Raw genomic sequence first — 18,770 nt, 5'->3', positions numbered from 1 at the left:
GGGCGCAATCTGGGGATCGCCTTTCAGATGATCGACGATCTGCTGGATATCACCCAGAGTGCCAAGGCCCTGGGTAAACCGGCGATGCACGATTTCGAAGAGGGGAAGACCACACTGCCCTACATCTACCTCTACGAAGCTCTCTCTGAGTCTGGCCGCCGTCGGCTCCAGGCCCTGCATGGACGCCGGGTGACGCCCGAGAGTGCGGCGTGGATCCGGGAGCAGATGGAGGAGACAGGAGCTCTGGAGCGTTCCAAAGCGGAAGCACGGGAGCTGATCGAAGAGGCGATCACTCTGATGCGTCGCGAGGGAGAACCGGAGCTCGAGGCGATGGCCCTCAAGATGATCGAAAGGAACTACTGAGCATGCACTACCAGGTGGTGAGTTTCAACTACAGACACTGCGATCTGCAGCAGCGGGAGCGGCTGGCTTTCAGGGACGAGGAGGAGATACGGGAGTTTCTCCGGACGCTGGAGGCCTTCGATTTCCTGCTGGAGGCTTTTGTGATCAACACCTGCAACCGGATCGAAATCGTCACCGCCAGCCGAGACAACTTCGCGACCTTCCATGCGGTGCTGGGACTGTTGAGCCGGACACGGGGGATCAATTTCTACGAGCTGGAGAAGAGTGCCAAACGTTACGAAGACAAAGAGGCGGTCACCCACCTCTTCAGCGTGGTCAGCTCTCTGGACTCTTTGGTGATCGGTGAGGCCCAGATTACGGGACAGGTCAAACAGGGGTTCAAACTCTCCTACGAGAACGGTACCGCCGGGCGGGAACTCAACCGGGTCGTCAGTTATGCCGTCAAATGTGCCGCCGAGGTGCGCAACGCCACCAACATCTCCGAAAACCCCGTCTCCATCGCCTCCGTGGCCGTGGCTCAGGCCCAGGAGCTGATGAACGGCTCCCTGGCGGGAATGACGGGGATTGTGGTCGGTACCGGCGAGATGGGACGCCTGGCAGCCAAGCACCTGCTCCGCGCCGGAGCGGATGTGCTGCTGGTCTCGCGGACCCGGGAACGGGCCGAGGCCCTGGCCGAGGAGCTGGGAGAGAATGTCCGGGTCGGGAGCCTGGAACGTCTGCCGATCTATCTCAACCGTTACCGTCTCCTCTTTACCGCCACCGCCTCACCCGAGCCGATCATCACCCCCGAGATGATCGAAGAGAAGGCGCTGGATCGCCTCTGGTTCGATATGGCGATTCCGCGGGACATCGCCGAGATGCCCGAGTGCGACGTGCGGATCTTCCGGATCGACGATCTCCAGGCGATCTCCAAGAACAATCACGCCCTGCGTCAGGAACAGGCTCTCCGGGCCGGGGAGATCGTGGATCGCTACGTGGAGGAGTTCTACCGCTGGCTCCAGGCCCTCTCCGTCGAGCCGGTCATCAAGCAGATGCGCCTGGAAATTGCCGAGGTCGTGGAGGAGGAGGTGCAGCGGGCTCTGCGCAAAGGGTACATCTCCGAGGTGGCGGCGGACAACGTCCGCTACCTGGTAGCCCAGGCCTTTGACAAATATCTGCACCGTCCCACGAAAAATCTCCGCCTTGCCTCCAAAGAGAGCGACGGCAGCCGGGCGATCGACGCGATCAAGATGATTTTCGAGATCGATACCAGCGATGTGGATCCGAGAACCTACAAAAACCAGACAAAGGATACCCAATCATGAGATTCTCCAAAATGCTGATCCCCACGGCCAAGGAGGCGCCCAGCGACGCGGTACTCCCCAGCCATATCTATCTGCTGCGAGCCGGGTTCATCCAGAGTGTCGGCGCGGGACTCTACAACTTCCTCCCCCTGGGCAAACGGAGCCTGGATCGGGTCCGGCAGGTGGTCAAAGAGGAGCTCGACGCCGCCGGATGCCTGGAAGTGGACCTGGCTTTTGTCACTCCCGCGGAGCTCTGGCGGGAGAGCGGACGCTTTGAGAAGTACGGCAAGGAGCTGCTGCGCTTCACCGACCGGAAAGAGAACGAGTTCGTCCTGGGACCCACCCACGAGGAGATGATGGTCAACCTGGTGCGCCAGAGTGTCAAAAGCTACAAGCAGCTGCCGCTGCACCTCTATCAGATCAAGACCAAGTTCCGCGACGAGATCCGCCCCCGTTTCGGCTTGATGCGGGGCCGGGAGTTCCTGATGGAGGACGGTTACAGCTTCCACAAGAACGAAGAGGACATGAAGCGGGAGTTCGACCATATGGAGGCGACCTACAGCCGGATCTTCACCCGCTTGGGGCTCGATTTCCGGGTCGTCGAAGCCGACAGCGGCGCTATCGGCGGCAGTGGTTCCAAGGAGTTCATGGTTCTGGCCGACAGCGGCGAAGATACGATCGTCGTCTGTGAAGGGTGTGACTACGGCGCCAATATCGAAGCGGCGGTCCGGGCTCCCAAAGCAGCGCCGGAGTATGAGGAGGGGGAGGCCCCGGAGATGAGCGAAGGGGAGTTCCATACTCCCGGGGTGACCACCATCGACGCCCTGGCGGATTTTTTCCATCTCGATCCCCACCATCTGGTCAAAGCGGTGGCGAAAAAGGCGCTCTATGACGAGGGGAAAGAGGCGATCGTCCTCTTCTTCATCCGGGGTAACGACGAGCTGGAGGAGACCAAAGCCTGCAACGCCGTGGGAGCCAATGAACTGATCGATGTGAGTGAAGAGGAACTGCGGGCCGCCGGACTGACGCCGGGGTATATGGGCTTTGAGAACCTGCCCGAGGGAATAAGCTATCGCATCGACAAAGAGCTGAAAGGCGAATCCAATCTCATCATGGGGGCCAACCGGGAAGAGTATCACCGTATCGGTGTGACGGTTCCCGAGTTCGGCGAGAATTTCGCCGACCTGGTGGCGGTGCAGGAGGGGGACCGCTGTGCCCGCTGCGGCGGCCGGCTCCACTATACCAAGGGGATCGAAGTGGGGCATATCTTCCAGCTGGGGACCCGCTACAGCGAACCTCTGGGAGCGACGTTCCTGGACGAGAACGGCAAAAGCCGCTCCTTCGTCATGGGGACCTACGGGATCGGGGTCTCCCGGCTCCTGGCGGCCATCATCGAACAGCATCACGACGAGCGGGGCTGTATCTGGACCCGGGAGAGTGCCCCCTTCGATCTGGAGATTATCGTCTCCAACATCGCCAATGACGAGGAGAGGGAAGCAGCGGAGGCCCTCTATCGGACTCTCAGTGCCAAAGGGGTGGCAGTCCTGCTGGACGATCGCAAGGAGCGCTTCGGCTTCAAAATGAAAGATTTCGAACTCATCGGCATCCCTCTGGGGATCGTCGTGGGCAAGAAGCTGGCGGAAGGCCAGGTGGAGCTGATTGTCCGGGACGGGCTGGAGCGCCTCGACATCGCGGTAGAGACGGTGGCGGACGAGGTCCTCAAACGGGTCTGAGATGATTTTTGTCCTCCTGTTCTTTTTCGCCGAACTCTTTGTCTCCCTGAAAGTGGGGATTGCCATCGGTTTCGGGTGGAGCGTGGTCTGGATTCTTTCGACCATGGCGATCGGGGGGATACTGCTGCGTCTGTCGCCTTATGCTCTTTGGAACAACTTTCAGACCTTCAATTTCGGTCGTTTTGATGTCCGGAACGTTCACAACGCCTCTATGGCCTACCTGATGGGGGCGATTCTGCTGATCATTCCCGGGGTGCTGACGGATCTGATCGGGGCGGGTCTGTTGCTTTATACACTTTATTTACATTTATTCGCTAGAATCCGTCCGACGCCCCATAACAAGGCATATGACCCATTTTCTGAAGGAGACAACAATGTCATTGACGTGGAAATTATCGACGAGCTTGATCGCGGCGACTCTGATCGCCGGAGCAGCTGAATTCAATCTGGACAACTTCGTCCGCCATACTCTGGTACAGAATCCCCGTATCAAGGTCGAGAAGGTGACCCAAATCGCCGAGCAGCCTCTGGAGGGCCGTCCTGACTGGAAAGCCTACATGTTCACGATGGATCTGGCCATCGGCAAAGAGAAACGGCAGATTCCCGAAATGGTTTTTGTCAATACCAAAGATCAGGTCGCGGCGATGTCTTTGATCGATTTGAAAAACGGTCGGGATTTGCGCAATGAGATCAAACCCACCTTGCCCGTTTCGTACTATGACAAAAAACACCTGGTGGCCGGCCATGCCGATGCTCCCCACAAAATCGTCGTCTTTACCGACCCCCAGTGTCCCTTCTGTCTGGGGTATATGCCGGATCTGCTCAAAGATGTCAAAGCCCATCCCGATACCTTCGCTCTCTACTACTACCATATGCCTTTGGAGAGGCTCCATCCCGTCTCCAAGGTCCTAACCCGGGCGATGGAGTATCTGCAGAGCCAGGGCAAGAGCGATGAGGCGATGAAGTTTTATCAGCTCAAGATCAATCCTCGTGAAACCAACGAAAAGAAGATTCTCGCCAAAGTCAAAGAGCAACTGGGTATTGATCTGAAACCCGAAGAGATCAACAAAGCCGAGTACAAAAAGGCGGTAGAAGAGGATGTCAAAAAAGCCACTTCGATGATGGTACGCGGTACGCCGACGGTCTACTTCGACGGCAAGTACGATGCGGGACGCAGTGCCTATAAAAAATATATCAAATAAGATAGGCAGAGGCTCGTGAAAAAACTGACCATCGCCACCCGGGCCAGTCAGCTGGCACTTTGGCAGGCCTACCATATCAAAGAGCGGATTGAAACGGCCCATCCCGAAATCACCGTGGAGCTGGAAGAGATCACCAGCCGCGGCGACAAGATCCTGGATCGTCCTCTGGCCCTGGTGGGAGGCAAAGGGCACTTCACCAAGGAGCTGGAGGATGAGATGCTGGCAGGCCGTGCCGATCTGGCGGTCCACTCCCTCAAGGACGTCCCCACTTTCATTCCCGAGGGGCTGGAGCTTGCGGCGATCACCGAGCGTCAGGATCAGAGCGATGTCTTCCTCTCCCATCAGTTTTCATCCCTTGAAGCGCTTCCTGAAGGGGCTGTCGTGGGGACGACCAGTCTGCGCCGCCGGATGCAGCTGCTTCAGCGGCGCCCTGATCTGCAGGTAAAGGATCTGCGGGGCAATGTCAATACCCGCCTTCGGAAGCTGGCGGAGGGGCAGTACGATGCGATCATCCTGGCCTATATCGGCCTGGCACGTTTGGATCTGCTGCGGGAGATTCCCCATGTCCAGAAGCTGGAGTGGATGATCCCTCCCATGGGTCAGGCGGCACTGGGGATCGAGATCGTCACCGGCAACGAGACGGTCCGGCAGATCGCTATGGAACTGGACGATCCTGCGACCCATCTGTGTACCGAGATCGAGCGAGAGTTCGTATCGGCAGTCGGAGCGGGCTGTTCGGCCCCCGTAGCGGTCAATGCCCGCTTGGTCGGAGACGAAGTAGATCTCCGGGCGATGCTGGGCTATCCCGACGGTAGTGAAGTGCTCTATGAGGAGTTGGTACTGCCGGCGGAAGAGGCGCAAGGAGCCGGAATACGCCTAGCGCAGAAGATGATCGACGACGGGGCCCTGGAGTTGCTGGCCGAAGCGGAAAAACGTGCCTTCAAAGAGGAGCGCCCCGAACGGCTCTAAGATCCTCCACACCCCCTGCAAAGAAAAGACTTTGCAGGGTCTTTTCTCCCTGAATCTTTTCAAGTTGAAATGTCACATTTTGGATAAAATCACCTTTATTTCAATCATCGAACGGATGGGAGAATGCGATGCGTTATGCAGATGAATTTCGTGCCGCTTTCAAAGCTTCGATACCGGTGATGATGGGGTACAGTGTCCTGGGCTTCGCTTTCGGACTGCTGATGACCAGTCAGGGATATCCCTGGATATTACCGGTTGTGATGTCATTGGTGATCTATGCTGGGGCACTGCAGTTCCTGGCCCTGGGATTTTTCCAGGCCAAGGCGGGAATGGGGGAGATCTTTGTCGCCTCGATTTTCGTCAATATCCGCCAGGCCTTTTACGGCCTTTCTCTGTTGAAAAAGTTCAAAAAGGCAGGGAGGCTCCGTCCCTACTTGATCTTTGCTCTGACCGATGAAACCTACGCGCTGATGACGACGCTGCCGGAGGATTCGCAGCTCAAGCGGCGATGGTATCTCTTTTTCCTGGCGGCATTGAATCAGAGCTACTGGGTCGGTGGAACCCTGGCGGGAGCGCTTTTCGGCGGGATGGTCCGTTTCGATACCCGAGGGCTTGACTTTTCTCTGACAGCGCTTTTTGTGGTTTTGGCGATGGAACAGTACAAAAGGCGCCGGGATCTGCTTCCGTTCTTTATCGGAGCGGGGGCCTCGCTGATCGCTCTGGTGCTGGTCAGCAAGGATCGGATGCTGATTACCGCCATCGGTCTGGCGCTGCTGGGGATGTTTGCCTTGCGGGAAAAGCTGGAAAAAGGGGAAAAGAGCCATGAATGAACTCTGGATCTGGGAGGCGGTCGCGGTGATGGCTCTGGCCAATCTGCTGACCCGTGTCGCGCCTTTCCTCTTCTTTTCCCGCCGTCGACCGCCGCGGGCGGTGATCTTTGTCGAAGAGAATTTTCCGCCGATCATTCTGACGATTCTGATTTTCTATACGCTGGCCTCGGTAGATTTTACTACCGCTCCCTACGGTCTCAAAGAGCTGGGAGGGATCGCCATGACAATGCTGCTGCATCGACTTTTTGATAACTATCTTATTTCGATTTTCGGTGGGACGGCTGCCTATATGGCGATGGTGCAGCTGTTTTAATCGTTTCTCTTCATTTCTTTTTCTTTGTTTCGCGACAAAGAAAAGAGAAACGAAGCAAAGAAAAAGAAAACGTGAAGAACTGCCGTCTTTTCAGCGACGCCATGAATAGCACAGTTTTAATTTTGTGTAAGATGATTTATTGGGATTTTTTGAGAAAAGAAAAAGAAAAATCGTCCGGGAAAGTCCCCGGGTGAGGAGTCTTAGCAGCTGAAGGTGCTCTTGACTTCAAAGGGAGTGGGGCGTCCCTCGACGGGGATGACCTGGGTTTCGAACTTGTAGTCGATGTAGGTCTCGATGAACTCTTTGCTGAAGACGGGAGCCAGGAAGTCGTGATCGACCTCGAGAGCCTGCAGGGCATCACGCAGGGTGTCGGGGAGCTCGGGGATCTTGCGCTCTTTGAGGTCGTCGCGGGTCAATTCGAAGAGGTCCTCGTTGACGGGTCCGACCAGCTCGTAACCGCCGGCTTTGATACCGTCGAGCCCGGCCATCATCAGAGCCGCGAAGCAGAGATAGGGGTTGGCGCTGCTGTCGGGGAAACGGGTCTCCAGGCGGGTAGCGGCTTCACCGGCACCGTAAGGGATCCGGCAGGCGGCGGAGCGGTTCTGGCTGGAGAAGGTCAGGATCCGGGGCGCTTCGAAGCCGGGGAGCAGACGGCGATAGCTGTTGGTCGTCGCGTTGGTGATGGCAGCCACGGCGGCGGAGTGCTTGAAGATACCGCTGAGGTAATCCAGGGCAGTTTTGCTCAGGTTGGCATATTCACCGGACTGGAAGAAGAGGTTTTTACCCTCTTTCCAGATGGATTGGTGGACATGCATACCGTTTCCGTTGTCATTGTAGAGGGGCTTGGGCATGAAGGTTGCGGTCTTGCCGTTGAGGTGGGCGACCATTTTGACGACATACTTGTACTTCTGGACATTGTCGGCCGCTTCGATCAGATCGCCGAACTTCACGCCGATCTCAGCCTGGGCCTGAGCCACTTCGTGGTGATGCAGAACGACCTCGAGACCGATCTCCTGCATGATCTGGACCATCTCGGCCCGCAGATCGACGGTGGAGTCGGTGGGCATGACGGGGAAGTAGCCTCCCTTGGTGCGGGGGCGGTGACCGGTGTTGATGACATCTTCGTACTGGGCGTCGTCGCTCCACTCACCTTCGTCGCTGTCGAGGCGGTAGTAGGACTCGTTGATCTCATCTTTGATGACCACGTTGTCGAAGATGAAGAATTCGTTTTCGGGGCCGAAGTAGGCGACATCGCCGATGCCGGTCTCGGAGAGGTGCTTGAGCGCTTTTTTGGCGATAGAGCGGGGGCATTTCTCATAGAGATCCCCTTTGTAGATGTCAAAGACATCACAGAAGACGACGATGGTGGGATCGGCGGTAAAAGGATCGAGGAAAGCAGTGGGGACGTCGGGCTTGAGGATCATGTCCGACTGGTTGATGGGCTGCCACGCCTCGATGGAGCTTCCGTCGAAAGGGACACCGTTTTCCAGCGTCTCAGCGCTGATGGCGTCAATGCAGTAGGTGATGTGGTGCCAGGCTCCCTTGATGTCGGTGAAACGGAAGTCGACGAACTCTACTTCATTCTCTTTGCAGAAAGAGAAAAACTCTTCGATATTGTTGACAAATTTGCCCATGGATTATCCTCCTGAAAAATTGGTAGCTTCATTATACTCCCCCTCCCTTTGAAAAAAGAAGGGAGAGCTGTCTAAAATTTGAGCAGTCGCCGTTTTCTGTTACGGAAGTCGGCAGCTTCACGGTATCCCGCTTCCCGCGCCAGAGCGTGCAGCTCGGCCATCTTGTAGCCGACCTGTTGCGGTTGGTGGGCGTCGGAGGCGAAGGTGACGGTGATGCCCCGGTCGTGGGCCATCCGCAGTAGATCCAGGGAGGGGTAGGCTTCGCCGACGGGTTTGCGCCAGCCGGCGGCGTTGAGCTCCAGGGTCATCTCCGCCGCGGCGATGGCATCCAGGGCCCCCTCGGCAAGCGGACGGATGTCCCCTTCGGGGCGGTAGTTGAAGACCTTGATCAGATCCAGGTGCCCCACAATGTCGAAGAGCCCTGATCGCGCCATGGCTTCCACTGCGTCGAAATACTCCCTCCAGATCTTCTCCAGATCGGCGTTTTCATAATGGCCGATGAATTCGGGATTGTCGAAGCCCCACTCGTCGATGAAATGGACCGAACCGATAAGATAGTCCACGGGAGCCTTCAGGACTCTATCGTCCATATGTCCCGGCAGGTAGTCCACCTCATAGCCCAGGCGGATGGTGATTCGGTCTTGATACCGATCGGCGGCTTCCCGTACCTCCGCCTCATACTCCCGCATCTCCTCAAAACCCATCCGATACCGCTCGTCGAAATCCATCGGTGCGTGATCGGCGAAACCGAAGATGTCGATGCCTTTTTCGATGGCTGCCCGGATATAATCGTCGAGGCTTCCCTCGGCGTGGTTACAGCGGGGAGTGTGGTTGTGCAGATCGATGGTCATGAACGTTCCTTTGGATTGATTAGTGTAGATTTTAACTAAAAGAATCGCGTACTATTATAAAATGTGCTTTGCAGGAAATTGGAGGTTTGTCCTTCATTTCTTTTTCTTTGTTTCGTGACAAAGAAAAAGGAAACGAAGCAAAGAAAAAGAAAACGCGAGTCACTGACGTCTGGTAAAAGGTGCCATGGATGGTACCTCCGGGTGAATGGTGAATGATTTCGGTTTACATTGCAGGGCAATGCTTTTTGATTCAAATGACAAAGAGGAGCGGAGCTCCGTTCAAACGACAAACGACGAAAATCACACCTGCGACGTGAGGCGGCAAAGCCGCCGTGCTTGCGACTTGCGACTCAATAAAAGGAGATTTCCCTATGCCAAAAGAACTCTTCGCCATCTTCGGCGATCCGGTTGCCCACTCCCGCTCCCCCCTGATGCACAACCGGGCCTTTCGGGAGCTGGGCTATCCGGGATGCTACGGCCGGTATCGTCTGGAGGATGGGACACAGCTGCGGGAGCGTTTTCTGGAGCTGGGGCTTCAGGGGATCAATATCACCGTTCCCCACAAAGAGCACGCCTTCGAGGCCTGTGATGTTTTGGATCCTTTCGCACAGAAGGTGGAGGCGGTCAATACCATCGTTTTGAGAGAGGGAAAACTCCACGGCTACAACACCGACGCTCCCGGCTTTTTGCGGGTGATGGAGGAGTTTGGCGGCGGCAAACGGGTACTTTTCCTGGGGGCCGGGGGGACGGCGGCTTCCAGTGCCGTCATTTTGCGGGAGGCGGGCTATGAGGTGACGATCCTCAACCGCAGTGCAGGGCGGCTGGAGCATTTCCGGGAGCAGGGCTTTGAGACGGCCACCTGGGAGAGCTTCGAGCCGAGAGAGTATGACCTGGTGGTCAACATGAGCTCCGCAGGTTTGACGGACGAGAGCCTTCCGGCCCCGGAAGAGCTTCTGCGCTCCGTACTCTCCGGGGTCAAAGGGGTAGTGGATGTAATCTACGGCAAAAAGACCCCCTTCCTCCGTTTGGCAGAAAGTCTGGGTCTGCCTACCAAAGACGGCAGCGATATGCTCCTCTACCAAGGGGTGATCGCCTTCGATCTCTTTACCGGCGGGCGCTTCGATCGGGGTGAGATCGAGAGAGCGATGCGGAAAGCCTTGGAATTAGTGAGTAGTGAGGAGTGAGTAATGGGGAGTTGATAAATTGAAATGATCATTTTCCGTCATCCTGAACTCGATTCAGGATCTACGCTATCTGCGGCTTTGAAGCCTTGGATTCCGGGCCAAGCCCGGAATGACGGAGGTTCTTCTGGCTCGTTAATAGATTTCTTCGATCGGTCGTAGTTTCCCAATCTTCCCTTCTCTCAAGAGCTTCAGAAAGATCGTCACTCCTTTAGGCTCGTTTTTATTGCCGTGGACCAGGATGATGGAACCCTCTTTGGGCCTTTGGCCTTTGGCGAGCCAGGCATCGGTGCCGATGGGGATCAGGCCGAGGTGGGTGACGGTATGGACCGCTTTTTTATTTGAGATGAGGCCTGGGAAGCGGAAAAAGATCGAGGGGGTGACACCCCGCTCCAGCAGGGCTTTTTCCAGTGTCAGGATGTCCTCGGTGAGATTCTCTTCCGGGGAGAGGACGAAATTTTCCTCCAGTGGCCTGCCGGGGTGGTAGTGGTGCCAGGCGGTATGGTTGCCCCAGGTGACTGCCAGGAAACCGTTGGCATCCCATTGCCGGAGCATTTCGAAGGCGGCGGGATGCCGGTCGATCCAGCGTTTGGTGATGAAGAGCGTGACGGGGACCGCATGGGAGAAGCGGTGGATGATCGCTTCGTAGAGGCGCTTTTCGAAGCCTTTTTTGGAAGAGGGGCAGAGGTCGGTTGTCAGGTAAAGTCCGTGTTTGCCATGGGTGATGCCGTCGTTTTGCAGCGGGTAGGGGGGTGAGCCGGCCAGGCGCAGAAGGCGGCGGTAGCGGGAGTCGGGGCGGCAGGACATTGTTCGCTTGGGAAGGGGGAGGATTTTGGTCTGTAACGTGCGGGTATCGACAGCGAGAGTGCGGGTTTTCCCCTCCATGTCGAAGCGGCGCAGCATAGCCCACTCCCCGTTTTCACTTCGAAGACACCGATCGTTTCCGATCGGTCGGTAGTCCTGAATCGTTTCTGCCTGAGCCGTTCCTATTCCAAGCAGGAGGAGCGAGAAGAGAAATCTTCGCATTCTTTTCGCCTTTTTTCCGTATTGTAGTAAAATACGGAAATTTCCAGATAACCATTTAAACTAATAAACAATCCATTCCAAAAGAGTCCAATGAAAAAGGTAGAACTCCTCGCTCCCGCCGGTAATCTCGAAAAACTTAAAATCGCCGTCAACTACGGTGCCGACGCCGTCTACGGCGGCACCAGCACCTTCAGCCTGCGGATCCGCAGCGGCAAGGAGTTCGATCTGGACTCCTTCAAGGCCGGGATCGACTATGCCCACGAGCGAGGGAAAAAGGTCTATGTGACCGTCAACGGTTTTCCCTTCAACTCCCAGCTCAAACTCTACGAAAACCACATCGCCAAGATGCGGGAGCTAGATCCCGACGCCTTCATCGTCTCCAGTCCCGGGGTGATCCGTATGGCGAAAAAGATCGCTCCCGAGATCCCCATCCATCTCTCGACCCAGGCGAATGTAATGAACGCCATGGATGCGGCGGTCTACTACGACATGGGGGTGCGGCGGATCATCGCGGCCCGGGAGATCAGCCTCAAAGACTGTGAAGCGATCAAAAAGGAACTCCCCGATCTGGAGCTGGAGATCTTCGTGCACGGCTCCATGTGCTTCGCCTACAGCGGCCGCTGCCTCATCAGCGCTCTGCAGACGGGACGGGTGCCCAACCGGGGTAGCTGCGCCAACGACTGCCGCTTCCCCTACGAGATCTACGCCCACAATCCCGAGAGCGGCACCACCTTCAAGCTGGAGGAGGAGACGGAGATCGGCACCTACATCATGAACGCCAAAGATATGAACCTGGCTAGTCATGTTGACGAGATCCTCTCCAGCGGGGTCATCGACTCCCTCAAGATCGAAGGACGGACCAAATCCCCCTACTACGTGGCGACGGTCACCCGGGCCTACCGGCAGGCGATCGATGACTGGTATGGAGGGGGTTTCGAGGCGGAGCGGTACCAGAAGGAGCTGCATACCACCCAGAACCGGGGCTTTACCGACGCCTATCTCATCAGCCGCCCCTTTGAGCGTACCGATACCCAGTCCCAGGGCTTCACGATTCAGGAGGGGACTCATCAGGTCGCGGCTCTGGTGGGTGAAGAGGGGACCACCTGGCGCTGCAAGGACAAAACCTGTGTCGGTGATCGCTTGGAGATTGTCTTGCCGGTCGGAGCGACGCTCGAAGAGATCGACAACGAATACGGCAAAGTGGAGCTGGGAGACGAGGGCAAATGGTGGCTGACGGTCAAAAAGATCGTGGCCCAAAGCGGCAAGGAGTTTGAGTGTATCCACAGCGGTGATCTAAATGATATAATACTCCCCACAAAATTCCCGGGCTACACGATCCTGCGCAGGGATATCCGTGAAGCCCGTGCCAAAAAGGGCCTCAGCCCCGAGCCTCAGGCGATCCAGCGGCGGGAAGAGAAATCCAAGGAGAATCAATGAAATTCATTTCGATCATCATCGGAAGCAAGAGTGACTATGAAGTGATGAAGGAGTGTGCCGAAACCTTCAAGAAATTCGGTGTCCCCTATGAACTGATCATCTCCTCGGCCCACCGCAGTCCCGAGCGGACCAAAAAATACATCGCCGAAGCAGAAGAGAAGGGGGCCCAGGCCTTCATCGCTGCCGCCGGAATGGCCGCCCACCTGGCCGGTGCCGTGGCCGCTGCGACCACCAAGCCGGTGATCGGCGTCCCCATGGCCAGTGGAGAGCTCCGGGGTGAGGATGCGCTGCTCAGCACCGTGATGATGCCCGCCGGGATGCCGGTCGGCACCGTCGCCATCGGCAAAGCCGGCGCCGTCAACGCCGCCTACATGGCCATCCAGATCCTGGCGCTGAGCGACGACGAACTGCGGGTCAAGCTCCAGGAGGATCGGGTGAGCAAGGCGAAGAAAGTTGAATTGGACAGCAAGGAGATCGAGGTCATTTTGTGACCTCGATCTCCTTGCAAGTTAATAGTTAATAATTAATAGTTAAGAATTGAGGTAGGCTTTTCTGGCGAAAAGCTTCTATCCTAGATATGGTTTTGATAAAAAGCGTTGCAAAGCAACGCATACCAAAATTATTAATTATTAACTATTAATTATTAACTTATCCGACTGAAAGGAGGATACAACCGTGGAAGAGAAGAAAAAACAGACCAAAACCGTCGTGCTGTTTACCTCGCCCAGCTGTATCTGGTGTACCCGGGCGAAGAACCATTTCCGCAAGCACAAGATCCGTTTCAAAGAGATCGACATCACCAAAGACCGCAAAGCGGCCAAGGATTGTGAACGCCACGGCTGCCGCGGGGTGCCGGTGGTATTGATCGGCAGTCAGTGGATCTGTGGATTCGACCAGGCCAAAATCGACAAACTTTTAGGAATCGTATAGTTATGAATCAAAACGCCATCACCTTCTCCGACCTCCTCCTCAAGCTCCAGCAGTACTGGGCGGCTCAGGGCTGCACCATCGTCCAGCCCTACGATCTGCCCGCCGGGGCGGGGACTTTCCACCCCGCGACGCTGCTCCGTTCGCTGGACTCCACCCCCTGGGCCGCCGCCTACGTGGCGCCCAGCCGCCGCCCTACCGACGGGCGTTACGGGGAGAACCCCAACCGTCTGGGGGCCTACTATCAGTTTCAGGTCCTCATCAAACCTTCGCCGGACAATATCCAGGATCTCTACCTCAAGTCCCTCGAGTACCTGGGTCTCAAACTCCAGGACCACGATATCCGTTTCGTCGAGGATAACTGGGAGTCACCCACCCTCGGGGCCTGGGGCTTGGGCTGGGAGGTCTGGCTGGACGGGATGGAGGTGACCCAGTTCACCTACTTCCAGCAGGTCGGCGGCCTGCCCTGCGATCCGGTGGCGGTGGAGATTACCTACGGGACCGAGCGGTTGGCGATGTATCTGCAAGGCGTCGAGTCGGTCTTCGATATCGTCTGGAATCGCAACGGCGATGAGGTCGTCACCTACGCCGACGTCCACAAGGAGAGCGAATATGAGTTCTCCAAATACCATTTCGAAGTGGCCGATACCGAGATGCTTTTTCGCCACTTCGACGACGCCAGCGCCGAGTGTCGCCGCTGTCTGGATGCGGGGCTCCCCCTGCCGGCCTACGATCAGTGTATGATCGCTTCGCATACCTTCAACGTCCTGGACGCCCGCAAGGCGATCAGCCAGGCCCAGCGCCAAAACTACATCCTCAAGATCCGGGACCTGGCCAAAGGGTGCGCGGAGCTCTACAAGGCCCAGGAGCCGGAGCGGCTTGAAAGAGTCGCTGGTCGATAGTCACTAGTCGCTAGTTTCTAGTGATGGTATTGTTTTTTTGACTTAAAATTAAAAAATTTTTCAAAATCTTTCCAAAAACTATCGACTGGCGACTAGAGACTAGAAACTAAGGACCAAAAATGAAACTCCGAGACATCTACGACTATCTGAACGAACTGAGCCCCTTCGAACTGCAGGAGAAGTGGGACAACAGCGGCCTGATCGTGGGGCATCCCGAGCGTGACATCAAGAGGATCGTCGTCTCCCTGGATCTCGATGTCGAGATGATCGAAGCAGCGGAGGAGGGGGTGCTTTTTGTGGTGCACCACCCCCTGATTTTCGGCAAATTGACGGAGCTTGATTTCCGTCGCTACCCCGCCAATCTGATCGAGCGGCTGATCCGGAAACGCCAGTCGCTGATTGCCATGCACACCAATTTCGACCAGACCCATCTCAATCGCCATGTCTTTACTCAGGTAATGGGCCTAGAACCAGAGCGGGAGGAGCCCTATCTCTGCGAAGCATCGGTGGATTGGAGTCTGGAAGAACTGCAGGAGCGGGTGCGGGAAGCCTTCGGCCTGGAGGTGCTGCGGATGGTGACACCCCGAGAGCGCATCCGTTCCGTGGCGCTCTGCACCGGTGCGGGGGCGTCGATGATGGATCGGGTGGAGGCGGAGTGTTTCCTTACCGGAGACATCAAGTACCATGACGCGATGAAAGCGATGAGCCAGGGGCTGATGATGGTGGATGTCGGCCACTGGGAGAGCGAGCGCTTTTTCGCCGAGCTGATGGCGGAACAATTGAAAAATTTACCGATTTCGGCTATAATCGCGCCATCGAAAAATCCGTTCACTATCAGCCGATAGCGCAACGTTTCCTTCAAGACCTCCCATCCAAAAGGATAACCATTGAATCAACACCTCAAAGAGCTGATCGAACTCTCCCGTATCGACAAGGAACTGGACAGTTTCGCCCCCCAGATCGAAGCTGCCGAAAAGAAAGTCGCCAAAGAGGCGAAAAAGGTCGAAGCGGCCCAGTCCCGGATCGACACCCTGCGCCAGCAGATCGAAGAGAGCAAAGACAAGATCGCCAGCTATGAAGAGCAGATCACATCCCTGAGCGAGCAGCTCCAGGATATCCAGAAAAAGGGCAAGGAGATCTCCACCGAAAAGGAGATGAAGGCCCTCCAGATCGAAGAGGAGATCGCCAAGGAGAAGCTCACCTTCGCCAATGAGGAGATCGAGCGCCTCAACAAGGTGATCGAGACCAAAACGGCTCTGCTGGAAGAGGCCGAAGAGGAGCTCAAGAAACTTCAGGAGGCTCTCGATGCGGCCCGTGCCGATGCGGATCAGGAGCTGCAGGCGATCGAGAAGGAGAAAGAGGGCCTCTATAAAGCCCGCGAAGAGATCATCCGCAAGATGGATCAGAAGATCCTCTCCTTCTACGAGAAGATCCGCAAGTGGGCCGGCAACACCGCCGTGGTCCCCGTGCGCAAGCAGGCCTGCTACGGCTGTTACCTCAAGATCAGCGACAAGACCTACTCCGATGTGATCCGCGGCGAAGAGATCGTCACCTGCCCCCATTGTGGGCGGATCCTCTATCTGGAAGAGACGGAGACGGCCCAAGAGGCCTGATGCGGCCTTGTTCACCTGCTGTTATACGCTGCTGACCGCCGTCGCCTGGCTGGTGGCGCTTCCAATTCTGTTTCTCTTTTCTTTCAGGAAAAAGTACCGTTCCTCCATCCCCGCCCGTTTTTTTCTCTGGCGTAATACCCCTCTGAAGCCGGAGGGGGTCTGGTTCCACGTCTGCAGTTTTGGTGAAGCGAGGGCTGTCGCCCCTCTGGTGGAGCGTTTCGATCCCGGTATCCGCCGCCTGAGTGCGACGACCCAGACCGGGTTTGAGAGCATTCAGACCCTCTCGGCCGAGCAGAGCCGGTACCTTCCCTTCGATCCGCTGCTCTGGTTCTGGATGAAGCCCCAGAAAGCCCTGGTGGTGATGGAGGCGGAGCTGTGGTATCTGCTTTTTGCCCTGGCCAAAAGGCGGGGGGCTGCGACCTTCCTGGTCAATGCCCGCATCAGTGACCGCTCCTGGACCCGTTACCGGCATTTCGCCTGGTTCTACCGCCGGCTCTTCGCCCATGTGGACCGGGTCTTTGCCCAGAGCGAAGCGGATCGGAAGCGCCTGGAAGCTCTGGGAGCGCGCCATGTCACCGTCGTCGGTAACATCAAGCTGGGGCAGATTCCCTCTCCTACCCGGAGCTTTGAAAAGCCCGAGGGCTATCTGGTCTGTGCCGCCAGCACACACGAGGGGGAGGAGGGGGAGATCCTCCAGGCTTTTCGGGAGCTCAAAATACTGCGTCCCGAGTCGAAAATGGTGCTGGTGCCGCGCCACCCGGAGCGTTTCGAGAAGGTGTGGCGGATGATGCGCTCTTTTGGCAGACTGCAGGAGTGGCGTATCGCACGCTTCAGCGAAAGCGGGAATTTAATGGCCGATTTGACCCTGATGGACCGGATGGGTGAGCTGATCAACTGCTACGCCGTCAGCGATCTGGTGGTCCTGGGGGGCGCCTTCGAGCCTATCGGCGGCCACAATGCCGCCGAAGCGGCCCAGTTCGGGATCCCCATCATCACCGGTCCCCACTATTTCAACCAGAAGGATCTCTTCGCCGGGGTTGAGGGGCTCACCGTCGTAGAGCGTGATAAGCTTGCTGAAGCCCTCCGCTATCCCAAACTCCTCGAGCGGAGCTGCCTGAAGCAGACAGAGAATCCGCTGGAGATCATCGAAAAGGAGATCCGAAATGTTCTATGAGAAGCAGGGGGAGAGGGTCTCCCTGAAGATCAAGGCCCAACCTGGCGCCAGCCGCAGTGAGTTCGCCGGTCTCTACGGCGACGAGGCGATCAAGATCCGCATCGCTGCGGCGGCGGTGGAGGGGGCGGCCAACAAAGAGCTGGTCAAGTTCCTCTCCAAAGCCTTCAAGGTTCCCAAAAGCGCCATCCGTTTCAAAAGCGGAGAGACGGCGAAGATCAAGATCCTGGAATTTCCGTATACTGAGAAATTCTCTGAATTTATTCAGAAACTAGAAACGAGTAACTAGAAATTGTGGTGCGTTGCTTTGCAACGCGGATTTACTTAACACGTAGCACGTAACACGTAACGCATTTCTTGCGACTTGCGACGTGAGGCCCGTAGGGCCGTGCTTGCGACTTTTTCGGGCGAAGCCCTCAAAGGATATTCATGGAAAAAGCCTACAAACTTCTGGCCGAGCAGGAGGGGATCTCCAACAAGAAGGCCAAGGAGCTTATCGACCGGGGACTGGTCTATGTGGGGGATCAGAAGGTCAGGATCGCCCGGGCGGAGATGCCGGATGAGACGAAGTTCCGCATCGAAGAGCCTGCCGACGTGCGGATTCTCTATCAGGACGAGCAGGTGGTGGCGGTGGACAAGCCCGCCTTTATTGACAGTTATGAGATCGAGGAGGCCATCGAGAGGGCGCAGCTGCTGCACCGTCTGGATCGGGAGACCAGCGGTGTGCTGCTCCTAGCCCGGGACGAGGCCTTCGCCAAAAAGGCGATCGAAGCCTTCCGTCAGCGAAAAGTCCACAAAGAGTATGTCGCCTGGGTCGAAGGGGTCGTGGTAGAGCCTATGGAGATCGATCTGCCGATTCATACGATCAAAAAAGGCAAAGCGATCTCCCGCATCGACAAGAAACGGGGCAAACCGGCTCTGACACGGGTTTGGCCCGACGAGGTGCAGGGGAAGAAGTCGAAAGTGCGTATCGAGATCGAGACGGGCCGGACCCATCAGATCCGGGTCCATCTGGCCCATGCCGGCCATCCCATCGTCGGTGACGAGCTCTACGGCAGTCCCACCCGGGCCAAACGCCCGCTCTTGCACGCGAAAAAAATCACGCTGCTGGGGCGCAGCTACGAGGCGCCGGAACCTAAAGACATAATGCGCTATAAATAGCGAATTGAGAATGGAGAATGGAGAATGGAGGATGAAAAGTTTCAAAATTGGATAGAATTTCCAAAATTTCCCTCCGAGAAAGGGTATTTCGATGTTTGATACACTGACCGACAGTTTCAAAAACGCGATCGGAAAGATCCGTTTTCACGATGACGAAAAGGCGCTGAAGAAGGC

The 18,770-nt window shown here is 56.7% G+C and carries 21 protein-coding genes; 18 read left to right on the top strand and 3 right to left on the bottom strand.

Going from position 1 to position 18,770, the window contains the following annotated elements; genetic code table 11:
* The 8 genes from F8I07_RS06780 to F8I07_RS06745 all read left to right on the top strand — a co-directional run.
* Window positions 1-363 (top strand): polyprenyl synthetase family protein (locus F8I07_RS06780; RefSeq protein WP_292657426.1); only part of this gene is annotated, 363 nt, incomplete at its 5' end.
* A 2-nt stretch (window positions 364-365) separates the two neighbouring features.
* A complete protein-coding gene (gene hemA / locus F8I07_RS06775) occupies window positions 366-1,667 on the top strand; it encodes a glutamyl-tRNA reductase (RefSeq protein ID WP_292657424.1) in 1,302 nt (433 codons plus the stop codon).
* Window positions 1,664-3,379, top strand: coding sequence for a proline--tRNA ligase (locus F8I07_RS06770; protein WP_292657421.1), 1,716 nt, complete (start codon window positions 1,664-1,666; stop codon window positions 3,377-3,379). Before hemA ends, F8I07_RS06770 begins: the two co-directional genes overlap by 4 nt.
* Before the next feature lies 1 nt (window position 3,380).
* A complete protein-coding gene (locus F8I07_RS06765) occupies window positions 3,381-3,818 on the top strand; it encodes an FxsA family protein (protein WP_292657419.1) in 438 nt (145 codons plus the stop codon).
* Window positions 3,754-4,581 carry a thioredoxin domain-containing protein gene (locus F8I07_RS06760; protein ID WP_292657416.1) on the top strand — a complete coding sequence of 276 codons (828 nt, stop codon included), beginning with the start codon at window positions 3,754-3,756 and terminating at the stop codon, window positions 4,579-4,581. The genes F8I07_RS06765 and F8I07_RS06760 overlap by 65 nt, the downstream gene beginning before the upstream one ends.
* Window positions 4,582-4,596: 15 nt before the next feature.
* Window positions 4,597-5,550, top strand: coding sequence for a hydroxymethylbilane synthase (gene hemC / locus F8I07_RS06755; protein WP_292657413.1), 954 nt, complete (start codon window positions 4,597-4,599; stop codon window positions 5,548-5,550).
* Between the two features lie 128 nt (window positions 5,551-5,678).
* Window positions 5,679-6,380, top strand: a complete 702-nt coding sequence (locus F8I07_RS06750; RefSeq protein ID WP_292657410.1) for an AzlC family ABC transporter permease — start codon at window positions 5,679-5,681, stop codon at window positions 6,378-6,380.
* The gene (locus F8I07_RS06745) at window positions 6,373-6,693 is read left to right on the top strand and encodes a branched-chain amino acid transporter permease (RefSeq protein ID WP_292657407.1); all 321 of its coding nucleotides are present in this window, start codon (window positions 6,373-6,375) and stop codon (window positions 6,691-6,693) included. The genes F8I07_RS06750 and F8I07_RS06745 overlap by 8 nt, the downstream gene beginning before the upstream one ends.
* Window positions 6,694-6,893: 200 nt before the next feature.
* Here F8I07_RS06745 and glnA read toward each other — a convergent pair whose 3' ends face one another.
* Together glnA and F8I07_RS06735 are read right to left on the bottom strand one after the other, a co-directional pair.
* Window positions 6,894-8,327, bottom strand: coding sequence for a type I glutamate--ammonia ligase (gene glnA, locus F8I07_RS06740; protein ID WP_292657405.1), 1,434 nt, complete (start codon window positions 8,325-8,327; stop codon window positions 6,894-6,896).
* Between the two features lie 71 nt (window positions 8,328-8,398).
* Complete coding sequence (locus F8I07_RS06735; RefSeq protein ID WP_292657402.1) at window positions 8,399-9,178, bottom strand: histidinol-phosphatase; 780 nt, start codon at window positions 9,176-9,178, stop codon at window positions 8,399-8,401.
* Between the two features lie 371 nt (window positions 9,179-9,549).
* On the opposite strand from F8I07_RS06735, the gene F8I07_RS06730 reads away from it, so the two are divergent.
* Window positions 9,550-10,362 carry a shikimate dehydrogenase gene (locus F8I07_RS06730; RefSeq protein ID WP_292657399.1) on the top strand — a complete coding sequence of 271 codons (813 nt, stop codon included), beginning with the start codon at window positions 9,550-9,552 and terminating at the stop codon, window positions 10,360-10,362.
* A 132-nt stretch (window positions 10,363-10,494) separates the two neighbouring features.
* On the opposite strand, the gene F8I07_RS06725 is transcribed toward F8I07_RS06730, so the two are convergent.
* A complete protein-coding gene (locus F8I07_RS06725; RefSeq protein WP_292657397.1) occupies window positions 10,495-11,385 on the bottom strand; it encodes a polysaccharide deacetylase family protein in 891 nt (296 codons plus the stop codon).
* Window positions 11,386-11,475: 90 nt separating this feature from the next.
* Here F8I07_RS06725 and F8I07_RS06720 point away from each other — a divergent pair, with 90 nt between their 5' ends.
* The 9 genes from F8I07_RS06720 to F8I07_RS06680 all read left to right on the top strand — a co-directional run bounded on the left by F8I07_RS06720 (window position 11,476) and on the right by F8I07_RS06680 (window position 18,596).
* Window positions 11,476-12,822: a peptidase U32 family protein gene (locus tag F8I07_RS06720; protein WP_292657395.1), complete on the top strand. Its 1,347-nt coding sequence runs from the start codon at window positions 11,476-11,478 to the stop codon at window positions 12,820-12,822.
* Entirely contained in the window at window positions 12,819-13,313 is a 495-nt protein-coding gene (purE, locus tag F8I07_RS06715; RefSeq protein WP_292657393.1) for a 5-(carboxyamino)imidazole ribonucleotide mutase, read from the top strand. Before F8I07_RS06720 ends, purE begins: the two co-directional genes overlap by 4 nt.
* A gap of 184 nt (window positions 13,314-13,497) precedes the next feature.
* Window positions 13,498-13,752: a glutaredoxin family protein gene (locus F8I07_RS06710; protein WP_292657390.1), complete on the top strand. Its 255-nt coding sequence runs from the start codon at window positions 13,498-13,500 to the stop codon at window positions 13,750-13,752.
* Between the two features lie 2 nt (window positions 13,753-13,754).
* Entirely contained in the window at window positions 13,755-14,651 is an 897-nt protein-coding gene (glyQ, locus tag F8I07_RS06705) for a glycine--tRNA ligase subunit alpha (RefSeq protein WP_292657388.1), read from the top strand.
* A gap of 119 nt (window positions 14,652-14,770) precedes the next feature.
* Complete coding sequence (locus tag F8I07_RS06700; protein ID WP_292657385.1) at window positions 14,771-15,496, top strand: Nif3-like dinuclear metal center hexameric protein; 726 nt, start codon at window positions 14,771-14,773, stop codon at window positions 15,494-15,496.
* A gap of 42 nt (window positions 15,497-15,538) precedes the next feature.
* On the top strand, window positions 15,539-16,264 hold the full coding sequence (locus tag F8I07_RS06695) for a C4-type zinc ribbon domain-containing protein (protein WP_292657382.1): 726 nt from the start codon (window positions 15,539-15,541) through the stop codon (window positions 16,262-16,264).
* 7 nt (window positions 16,265-16,271) lie between these two features.
* Window positions 16,272-17,438, top strand: a complete 1,167-nt coding sequence (gene waaA, locus F8I07_RS06690; protein WP_292657379.1) for a lipid IV(A) 3-deoxy-D-manno-octulosonic acid transferase — start codon at window positions 16,272-16,274, stop codon at window positions 17,436-17,438.
* Window positions 17,428-17,724, top strand: a complete 297-nt coding sequence (locus F8I07_RS06685; protein ID WP_292657376.1) for a DUF167 family protein — start codon at window positions 17,428-17,430, stop codon at window positions 17,722-17,724. Before waaA ends, F8I07_RS06685 begins: the two co-directional genes overlap by 11 nt.
* Window positions 17,725-17,864: 140 nt before the next feature.
* The gene (locus F8I07_RS06680; protein ID WP_292657374.1) at window positions 17,865-18,596 is read left to right on the top strand and encodes an RluA family pseudouridine synthase; all 732 of its coding nucleotides are present in this window, start codon (window positions 17,865-17,867) and stop codon (window positions 18,594-18,596) included.
* Window positions 18,597-18,770: the final 174 nt, after the last annotated feature.

The sequence above is a fragment of the Nitratifractor sp. genome, assembly GCF_015487065.1.
Lineage (GTDB): Bacteria > Campylobacterota > Campylobacteria > Campylobacterales > Sulfurovaceae > Nitratifractor.
This window is presented reverse-complemented; position numbering and strand designations above follow the sequence as displayed.